The sequence below is a fragment of the Candidatus Paceibacterota bacterium genome (assembly GCA_028714275.1).
Lineage (GTDB): Bacteria > Patescibacteriota > Minisyncoccia > Phycocordibacterales > CAINVO01 > CAINVO01.
Genome location: JAQTMP010000025.1, coordinates 1 through 10,310, shown reverse-complemented (window position 1 = coordinate 10,310; position 10,310 = coordinate 1). Strand labels below are relative to the sequence as shown.

General features: G+C 45.7%; 8 protein-coding genes. 6 read left to right on the top strand and 2 right to left on the bottom strand.

The features are described from left to right. A partial coding sequence (locus PHF79_02785; GenBank protein ID MDD5318721.1) for a dihydrofolate reductase family protein occupies positions 1-490 on the bottom strand: 490 nt, incomplete at its 3' end. A 37-nt stretch (positions 491-527) separates the two neighbouring features. Beyond that, entirely contained in the window at positions 528-1,457 is a 930-nt protein-coding gene (gene thyA / locus PHF79_02780) for a thymidylate synthase (protein ID MDD5318720.1), read from the bottom strand. Between the two features lie 107 nt (positions 1,458-1,564). On the opposite strand from thyA, the gene PHF79_02775 reads away from it, so the two are divergent. The 6 genes from PHF79_02775 to PHF79_02750 form a co-directional block, all read left to right on the top strand. Continuing rightward, positions 1,565-2,842 (top strand): serine hydroxymethyltransferase, encoded by a 1,278-nt coding sequence (locus tag PHF79_02775; protein ID MDD5318719.1) that lies wholly within the window; start codon positions 1,565-1,567, stop codon positions 2,840-2,842. Positions 2,843-2,901: 59 nt separating this feature from the next. After that, positions 2,902-3,522 carry a dTMP kinase gene (gene tmk / locus PHF79_02770; GenBank protein ID MDD5318718.1) on the top strand — a complete coding sequence of 207 codons (621 nt, stop codon included), beginning with the start codon at positions 2,902-2,904 and terminating at the stop codon, positions 3,520-3,522. A gap of 85 nt (positions 3,523-3,607) precedes the next feature. Beyond that, entirely contained in the window at positions 3,608-5,356 is a 1,749-nt protein-coding gene (gene argS, locus PHF79_02765; protein MDD5318717.1) for an arginine--tRNA ligase, read from the top strand. Positions 5,357-5,464: 108 nt separating this feature from the next. After that, entirely contained in the window at positions 5,465-5,869 is a 405-nt protein-coding gene (locus PHF79_02760) for a hypothetical protein (protein ID MDD5318716.1), read from the top strand. A 252-nt stretch (positions 5,870-6,121) separates the two neighbouring features. Continuing rightward, positions 6,122-9,772 carry a class I tRNA ligase family protein gene (locus tag PHF79_02755; protein ID MDD5318715.1) on the top strand — a complete coding sequence of 1,217 codons (3,651 nt, stop codon included), beginning with the start codon at positions 6,122-6,124 and terminating at the stop codon, positions 9,770-9,772. A 34-nt stretch (positions 9,773-9,806) separates the two neighbouring features. After that, a partial coding sequence (locus PHF79_02750) for a recombination protein O N-terminal domain-containing protein (GenBank protein MDD5318714.1) occupies positions 9,807-10,310 on the top strand: 504 nt, incomplete at its 3' end.

Here is a 10,310-nt window from a genome sequence, read left to right as displayed (position 1 = left end):
TCACCACTTCGTATTCAAGAAAAATTGTTCCGGTGGCGGTTGTCTCTTTGTTCACGAGACGCAGGCTTTGAGAAATTTCTTGATTAAAAAGTGATAGGCCTTGGCCAAAGAGAGTGGGTTCGACAGTCATGTAGAGTGTCGTGACCACTCCAGCTTTCATAAACAGGGTGTAGATCTGACCGCCACCACAGATAGCCACTTCGGCAAACCCTCGCTCGGCGAGTTTTTGCAAAAGGACGCGCGGCTCGTCTTGGGTCATTTCTGCACCTTTAAAACTTTGCGAGCGGGAGTACACGATATTGACTCGTTCTTTTAGCGGCTGGGGAAACGTTTTGAAGGTTTCTGATCCCATCACCACCACTCCCGCTCGCTTGGTGAGCTCCACAAACCTTTTCTTGTCTTCTTTGCTAGTCCAAGTAAAAGGCGACTGGCTCGAGTCGCGGGCAATGAAACCGTCTGCGGTCAAGGCTGCAATGATAAATACTTTCATTTTTTTACGTTTTGTTTTCGGTATTTTTTTACAGCCTCTACACCGCAATCGGGGCCTTGATCGGCGGATGCGGATCGTAGCCAACGAGCTCGAAGTCTTCCATTTTGAAGGAGAAGAGATCTTTGACGTCGGGATTGATCTTGACAGTCGGCAGCGGGCGAAAATCCCGTGTCAACTGTTCGCAAACCTGAGTGAAGTGGTTTTTGTATACATGCACATCACCCCCTGCCCAGATAAACTCATGCGGCGTGTAGCCAGTGACTTGAGCCACCATCATCAAGAGCAAGGCATAGCTAGCAATGTTGAATGGCACCCCGAGAAAGGTGTCGCACGAGCGTTGGTAAAGCTGGAGCGACATTTTTCCGTTTAGGATTTTAAACTGAAAGAGGCAGTGGCAGGGAGGAAGCCCCGCTTTGGCCATCTCATCAATCTCGGCCGGATTCCAAGCCGAGACAATCAGTCTGCGTGAGTCCGGGGATTTTTTGATATCCTCGATCAAACGGGAGAGCTGGTCGATCGGCTGGTTGTGGCCATCCTTGTCTAGGTTTGGCCATGAACGCCACTGATAGCCGTACACTGGTCCGAGGTCCCCGTACTTTTTGTTGAACTCATCATCGGCGACGATGCGGTCAGTAAAAGTTTTGAGGCCATTTTTCCATTCCTCACTGCTTGTGGCCGGTATCGGCAAGCCTTCCGACTTGAGATACCATTTGTAAGGCCATTCATCCCAGATGTGGTTGTTGGCAGCCAACAGTGTGCGAAGCTTGGTGTCCCCGGCGATAAACCAGAGCAGCTCGCTCAGAATGAGCCTGAACGGCACCTTTTTGGTCGTCAGCAATGGGAAGCCATCGGCTAGGTTGAAGCGCATTTGAGGGCCAAATATCGCTCGGGTACCAGTGCCGGTACGATCGGTGGTGTCTTCACCTTCGGCCATGATTTGCTTGAGTAGATCGTGGTATTGTTTCATTTCTTTTGATTCTATTTTATGTGCTTATTGTATCTATCTTTCATTATTCACGCCAGGCTGGTTTTGTCTAGTTTTTGCTTGTAGGCTGATTTTGATACAATGGCTCTATGAAGGACACTCAAATCCACGCTCTCATAGAGGCCGAAAAAAAGCGTCAGAAAAAAGTAATCAATTTGATCGCTTCGGAAAATTATGTATCGGACGATGTGCTCAAAGCTCTCGGCTCCGAGCTGACCAACAAATACGCTGAAGGGTATCCGGGTAAAAGATATTATGGGGGCAATGTGATTATCGATAAAATTGAATTGCTTGCTCAAAAAAGAGCTTTAAAACTTTTCGGACTTTCGTCAGACTCATGGCACGTCAATGTGCAGCCACTTTCTGGCTCTCCCGCCAACCTAGCTGTCTACACCGCCCTCGTCCCAAAAGGGGAAACGATCATGGGCATGTCACTTTCTCACGGCGGACACCTCACTCACGGGCACAAAGTTTCAGCTACGGGAAAATTTTGGCTCCAGATCCCTTATGGGGTTGATCCGATTACAGAGATAATTGATTACAAAGCCTTGCGTCAGCAAGCGATAGAAGAAAAGCCTCGCATCATCGTGTGCGGCTTTACAGCCTATCCTCGTAAAGTGGATTTTAAAAAGTTCCGTGAAATTGCGGATGCTGTCACCTTGTCTGACGGGACGCATCCGATCTTGATGTGTGACATGTCTCATTTTGCCGGATTGATTGCCGGGCGAGCGTACCCTTCACCCTTTGATTACGCTGATGTAGTCACGACTACCGTCCACAAAACTTTGCGAGGGCCCCGCAGCGCTATTATTTTTGTCAGGAAAGATCTGGAGATAAAAATGGCGGATAATAAAATAGGTAAGGGGGCCAGGAAAAAAGTCAGCGCCGCGGAGCTAGTAGACAAAGCGGTTTTTCCAGGGCTTCAAGGTGGCCCTCATATCAATCAAATTGCAGCAGTGGCCGTGGCCTTGCGCGAAGCAGACACTCCAGCTTTTCGAGCCTATGCCAAACAGGTGATGAAAAACGCTAGCGTGCTCGCCAAAGAGCTCGCACGCCTCGGCTGGCATGTTATTTCTGGAGGGACTGATAGTCACCTAGTGCTTGTAGATGTCTGGATGGGTGGCATCAAAAAACAAACCGACAGAAAAAATGAAAAGGGAGCTGGCGGCATCACCGGTGCAGAAGCGAGCGACCGCTTGGAGCGGGCGGGGATTATCGTCAATAAAAACACTATTCCAGGTGAGGGTCGCTCAGCTTTTGATCCTTCTGGCATCCGACTCGGCACGGCGGCTGAGACCACTCGGGGAAAAAAGGAAAGCGACTTTGTCGAAATTGCTCAAAAAATTGACCAGACTTTGAAAAAATAGCAAAAGCTGCTACCCTACATTTAGACACAGTCTTGAAAACCTATATAGATAACTGAATTATGAAAAAAGGCAAATTTATCGTAGTGGAAGGAGGCGATGGCGCCGGCAAAAGTTCTCAACTCAAAAGACTCAAGGAGGAATTGGGTGAGGCTGTTGTGATCACTCGTGAGCCAGGCGGGTCGCAGTATGCGGAGGAAATTCGCAATCTGATCTTGAAATCGCCCCACGCAAAACAGGCCGATGCTAAGACTCTTTTTGCCCTCTTTTGGGCGGCGAGAGCAGACCATCTCAAAAATACTGTCTTGCCCGCGCTCGAACGGGGAATCACGATCATTTCCGACCGTTTTGATTCGTCCACGTTTGCGTATCAGATTTACGGACAGGAGGCCAAAGAGCTCGAGAAGTTTTTCTGGACCATTCGCGACTTCTATCTCGGTGAGATTAGGCCCGACCTGTACATTTACCTCGACGTTGACATCGAGACGGGCCTACGGCGCAAGGCCGGTCAGGGTGAGGATGAAAATAATCACTTTGATGCCAAAAAGCTGGATTTTCACAAGCGGATGCGTGAGGGCTTTATGCAATTTTTGACTCGCGTGCCGCATGTGATCATTGATGCCAATCAATCGGTCGAGAGCGTGAGGAAAAATTTGAAAAAAGCCCTCTCCCTCAGCCTCTAGGAACGCGGTAAATTTAAAAGACTTCTGTTGCAGCTGCGACAGAAGTCTTTTTACTTTTTGGACCAAAGTAGGGTATAGTATGCCTATGAATATTGATATTCAGTCGATTCTCAAAAAAAATATCCATCAAGCCTTGCAGGCCTTGGGGAGGGAAGGAGAGCTTTCTTTAGATTCTATCCATCTCGAACACCCAGCCGACTTGGTGATGGGGGATTTTTCCACAAATATTGCGCTGGCTTTAGCTAAAAAAACCAGCAAAAATTCGTTGACCCTTGCGGCGGAAATAATGGCCGCCATCAGCTCTTCGAAGCCTCAAGAGATTGCTAAAGTGGAGGTAGCCGGGCCGGGTTTTATCAATTTTTATCTCGATCATCTTTTTTTGAAAATGTCAGTGGCAGAAATAGTGAGCAAAGAGGGTAAAGTCGGTGCTAATACTTTTTTTGCGGGTAAAATGGTAGCCGTTGAATACACTGATCCCAATCCTTTCAAACAATTTCACATCGGGCATTTGATGACAAATATCATCGGGGAATCCTTAGCTCGTCTTTATGAATTCTCTGGGGCTGATGTGAAGCGGTTGTGTTATCAAGGCGATGTGGGCCGGCATGTCGCTCTGACCCTATGGGGTTTGCGTTTTATGGACAAGCCTTTTCCATCAGACGAGGCTCCGCTGGCCGAAAAAACGGCTTTTCTCGGGGCAGCCTATGCCCTCGGCTCAAAAAAAATCAAAGAAGATCCGACGGCTGAAATTGAAATCAAGGAAATCAATCGAAAAATTTACGAACGTTCTGATGAAGAGCTCAATGCCATCTACGCTAAAGGCAGAGAGTGGTCGCTCGAACATTTTGAAGAGATCTATGCCGTGCTTGGCACAAAGTTTGATCAGTACTTTTTTGAAAGTGTCACAGGGCCTATCGGCAAAAAAATAGTCGAGGAACATCCTGATATTTTTGAAAAAAGTGAAGGGGCGGTTGTTTTTCCAGAATCAAAAAGTGGCTTGCACACGCGTGTTTTTATCAACAGTGAGGGCTTGCCGACATATGAAGCCAAGGAGCTCGGCCTCGCCAAGGTAAAATATGCAGCTTTTCCCTATGATCTCGGCATTTCTATTACCGGCAATGAGCAAAATGACTATTTTAAGGTGCTGCTCAAAGCGCTCTCATTTATTTTTCCAGAAATTGCGGCAAAGTCAGCCCATCTTTCTCACGGGATGTTGCGTCTAGCGGTCAACGGGGGTGGCTCGGCTAAAATGTCTTCACGTACAGGGGATGTTATTACCGGCGAATCCCTTTTGAAGGAAATGATTGCTTCAGCCGAAGAAAAAATCAAAGATCGCCCCAGTCTCACGTCCGAGGAAAAAAAGGAAATAGCCAAAGCGGTCGCTGTCTCTGCAATTAAATATTCCATTTTGAAACAGGCTACCAGCAAGGATATTATTTTTGATAAAGAAAAATCGTTGTCATTTGAAGGGGATTCGGGTCCATATCTGCAGTACTCATATGTACGAGCTATGTCTGTCATCAAGAAAAGCGTTGAAAAAAATGAACTGGAAAAGAAAGAAGGATCAGAAAACATCCCCGCTATTTCAGAGCTGGAGCGCAAACTCTATCGTTTTGGAGAGGTAGTTTCTCAGGCCTGCCAGGATCAGGCCCCGCACACTGTCGCTCAGTATCTCCTCGAAATGGCGGCTGCCTTCAATAGTTTTTATGCTTCCACACCTATTCTCCCAGCTGGCAGCGAGCGTGAGTATCGCCTTTCTCTTGTGAAGGCTTTCGCTATCGTGATGAAAAATGGTTTATGGCTTTTGGGAATTTCTGCTCCGGAGAAGATGTAGTCCTTGATCGTACCAGTACATTAGGGTAGAGTATCCTCAGAACAAAAATGGAGGAAAAAGATGGCTAGATATAAAGTTGCTAAGAACAAAAAATGGTCGCTGAATATCATGAAGGAATTCGATATCAATCTGGATGTTGAGTCCGAAACCCTCAAAAGGATTATTTATTGGCATATCAGGATGAGCCATACGCGTAGCGATTTTGGCCTATTCCCGTTGCACCAGACCAATCTTTTCAAGCAGGTCCAGCTTTTACTGGTCATTTTGCTCAAATCCACGGATCCTGTCGCGAGGAACTATATTGAACGGGGTTTGATCAGCGAAAATCAAAAAAAACGCTGCTTGGACCAAAACCTCGAAAATGCCTGTCGGGAAATATGCTCATTGCAGGAAAAGGATGTGGAGATTGGGTTGCTTTTGCATAAGGCCACGCGCATCGTTTTTTGGGATTTTTTTCAAGAACTCGACCTCACATCCATTCAAACCAAGCGCCGTCTTTCGAAAGCGGCCTAGCCCGGAAAAAGGTTGAAAAGGTTTAAGATATAAAACAGGCGGCTACCTTCAGGGGGCCGCTTTTCTGTTTATGTTCTGTTTGAAAATGTTTTAGTGGTGTCCTTTTTCTCAATATGTAATATAAAGCATAAAAAATATGTCTTATATTACATATTGAGAAAAAGAACACCCCAGACTTTTCGGTTTCCGACCATTCCTGCTTCTAAGGACCATTTTCTATCATTTTCACCCATATTTTGCTATATTCTTACTATGTCTCAAGAAAAAGGTCCTCAAAAAATTACCCAAAATATTGTAGGTAAAGACGTTAAAAGCGCGGCAGCCTTGCGCGAGGAAGAAATCCTAGCTTTTTGGCAAGCTGAGAAAATTTTCGAAAAAACTTTAGCTAAAACTACTTTATCCAAAACTGCAAATGGCAAGCCGGAAAAAGAGCCTTACGTTTTTTATGACGGCCCACCCTTTGCGACAGGTCTACCTCACTACGGGCATCTTTTAGCTAGTACTATCAAGGATGTCATTCCTCGCTATCAAACCATGCTCGGCCGACGAGTCGACCGTCGTTGGGGATGGGATTGTCACGGCCTGCCTGTAGAAAATATTGTGGAAAAAGATCTCGGTGTTTCGGGCAAAAAACAAATCGAAGCGATCGGGGTGGAAAAATTCAACGAACACGCCCGCAGTCAGGTGCTCGGCTTTGTGCATGATTGGAAAAAAACTATCGAACGCATCGGCCGTTGGGTGGACTTTGAAGGTTCGTACAAAACGATGGACAATACCTATATGGAGTCGGTCTGGTGGGCTTTGAAAGAAATGTATGACAAGGGTCTGGTGTATGAAAGTACCAAAGTGCTGGCCTACTGTCCGCGCTGTGAGACACCGATCGCCAACTCTGAGATTGCGATGGATGGTAGTTATCGAGACATCACCGATATTTCAGTGTATGTAAAATTTGCACTTGTAGACGAGCCAAACACAGATGGGGCAAATACTTTTATTTTAGCTTGGACTACAACCCCTTGGACTTTGCCGGGCAACTTTGCGCTGGCCATCAATCCAGATATTTTTTATGTAAAAATCAAGAAAACTTTAGCAGACGCAAATGTGACAGGAGACAAAGTGGAAATGTACTGGCTGGCTGAAGATCGCGTCGCGCATATTTTTCCTGCAAAACCAGATGAAAAACCTGTCGAGGTTTTGGAAAAAGTAAAAGGCTCGGAGCTTGTCGGGCGAGCCTACACACCTATTTTTGATTATTTTGTAGATTCTCCACTAATTGCGCCAGAGGTTCGCGCGAAAGCTTGGAAAATTTATGCAGCGGATTTTGTGACTACAGAAAGTGGTACAGGGGTAGTGCATATTGCGCCGGGCTATGGTGAAGACGACCTGGAACTGGCGCATAAAGAGGGGATTCCTTTTGCCCACCATGTCCAAGGTGATGGCCGTTTTATGCCGCTCGTCAAAGATAAAGAGCTAGCAGGTCTGATGGTAAAACCAAAACCTGAAAAAACAGGGGATCATCAGTCTACGGATATTGAGGTCATCAAGCTGCTCGCTCACAGAGGCTCACTTTTTGCGAAAGAAAAAATTATCCACTCATATCCCCATTGCTATCGTTGTGATACGCCACTTTTTTACTACGCTATCCCATCTTGGTTTGTGCGGATCACCAAAGTCAAAGAAAAACTTTTAGAGCTGAATGAAAAAATAAATTGGGTGCCGGAACATCTCAAAGAAGGTCGTTTTAAAAAAAGTATGGAAGGGGCGCCGGATTGGACGATCTCTCGCAACCGTTACTGGGCTTCACCTTTGCCTATTTGGAAATGTGAGACGACAGGTGAAGTGGAGTTTGTTGGATCACTTGATGAACTTAAAAACAAAACTCGTCGCAATCGCTATATCGTCATGCGTCACGGAGAAGCTGAGCACAATATCAAGCGGGTGATGATTTCGGCGGTGGATGCGCCGTATCATTTGACGGAAAAAGGTAAAGAACAAATAAAAGATTCTGCAGAAAAATTAAAAGAAACCCTAAAAAATAAAAATAATTTTGGCGGTGAAAAAATCGATGTGATTATTACTTCACCTCTTGTCCGGACCCGCGAGACAGCTGAGCTCGTGGCCAAGGAGCTGGGCTTGTCATCCAAAGACATTGTCGTAGATGATCGCATTCACGAAGAAAATTTTGGAGACCTTGAAGGTAAATCTTTTGACGAATATTGGAACTTTTATAAAAATCCAGCCGAGCGACTAGAGCAGGGACCTCAGAACGGTGAAAACCTTTTAGATATTCGTCAGAGAATTGGGGATTTTCTCTATGATATAGATGAAAAATATCAGGGTAAAAATATTTTGGTGGTCACACATGATGGTCCAGCCAAAATGTTTAAAGTGATCACAGCAGGGGCGAGCAAAGAGCACGTCTTGGATTATTGGGATGGCCCAGATGGTTTTATGCACCCAGGCAGTTTTGTTGAAATAGATTTTGCTTTTATTCCTCACAATAGAGAGTACGAGTTAGATCTCCATCGACCTTATATTGATGAGGTGAAGTGGGTGTCAAAATACGGGTTCGTAAAACGCATCCCAGAAGTGATCGACTGTTGGTTTGAGTCTGGCTCGATGCCATTTGCCGCCAACCATTATCCTTTTGAAAACCAAGCACTTTTTGCGGAGCGTTTTCCGGCGGACTTTGTGTCTGAATACATTGCCCAGACTCGCACCTGGTTTTATTACATGCACGCGGTTGCCGGTATTCTTTTTGACAACATTCCTTTCAAAAATGTGGTCACGACAGGCACAGTCCTCGCCGAGGATGGCCAAAAAATGTCCAAATCAAAAGGCAATTTTATGGACCCGGCAGTTTTGTTGGATAAATTTGGAGCGGATCCGTTGCGTTTGTACCTTCTATCTTCGCCTCTGATGAAAGCCGAGGATTTGAATTTTTCTGAAAAAGGGGTGGACGAATTGTACAAAAAAGTCATTCTTCGCTTGGGCAATGTAGTTTCTTTTTATCAAATGTATGCCCAAGATGGAGCACAAGAGGCCGAAGGTAGACAAAGTAAAAATGTTTTGGATAAATGGGTGTTAGCTCGCTTGCAACAAATCGGTCTTGAGATGACAGAAGGGCTTGAGAGTTATCAACTGGATAAGGCTTCTCGACCGATACTGGATTTTGTGGACGATCTTTCGACTTGGTACTTGCGCCGTTCGCGTGATCGTTTCAAAGGGGACGATGTGGAAGATAAAAATAGTGCTCTAGCCACGCTGCATTTTGTATTGATGCAGTTTGCTACTCTCGTCGCACCCTTCATGCCTTTTATCTCCGAAGATATTTTCTTGAAAATAAAAAATTCACAAGACTCAATCGCAAATTCATCCAACCCAGAAAGTGTTCACCTTTGTGCTTGGCCGACTTTTGTAGCCCTTACTCAAGCTGAGCAAGAGCTTCTCGCTGATATGATCGAAGTGCGCTCGATCGTCTCTCGCGGTCTCGAAGCTCGCGCTAAAGCAGGTATCAAAGTCCGCCAGCCTCTCGCAGAGCTCCGGGCTCGCTCGGATCAAGAGGGGATTGCTGACAAGGTTGACCTGCTTGATCTCATTCGTGACGAAGTGAATGTCAAAGAAGTGGTCATGGACGCGGCTATTGCAGAAAGTGTGCAGCTCGATACGGTCATCACTCCAGAGCTTCAAGAAGAGGGCGATGTGCGTGAGATTATTCGAGCTATCCAAGAAGCGCGCAAAGAAAAAGGTTTGTCTCTAGGAGATGTGATTGATCTTCAGATCACTACAGATGAAAAAGGCAAGGCCCTCATCTCAAAATATCTCGAAATGATTAAAAAACCGACATTGACTAAAAATGTGGAAGTGGTGATTGGCGAAAAATTGTCGATCACTATCTTGTAATTGGTTTTTTGCGCCTCACTCTAGTTTCAATTTTATGTCCCATCATATTTATCAGACAGATGGTTTTATTTTAAAAAGCCGCGAGGCTAAAGACGCCAATCGTTTTTACCAGATCTTTACACGTGACTTGGGTCTGATAGGTGCGTCTGCGCAGGGGGTCCGTCTGCTCAAGTCCAAGTTGCGCTACTCGTTGCACAGCTTTGCCTATAGTCATCTTTCTCTAGTGCGCGGACGCGAGGTCTGGCGCATCACTAGCGCTGGGCGAATAGAAAATATTTACAAAGACCTCGGTCCGGAAACTCCCCAACCCGAACGTTTTTTGTTGGTGGAACGGATTTTTTCTTTACTCGATCGTCTCCTCACCGGTGAAGAAAAAAATGAGCCGCTTTTCGAAGCGGTGCTTGGGCTGATTAATTTTTTAAAAATAGACGAAGCAAAAGTGGATAAAGTGGATTCTGCACTATTTTCTGCCGACGAGCTTCGTTCCATCGAAACCATTTCCGTCATGAGGATTTTATATTTTCTTGGCTATTTTTCC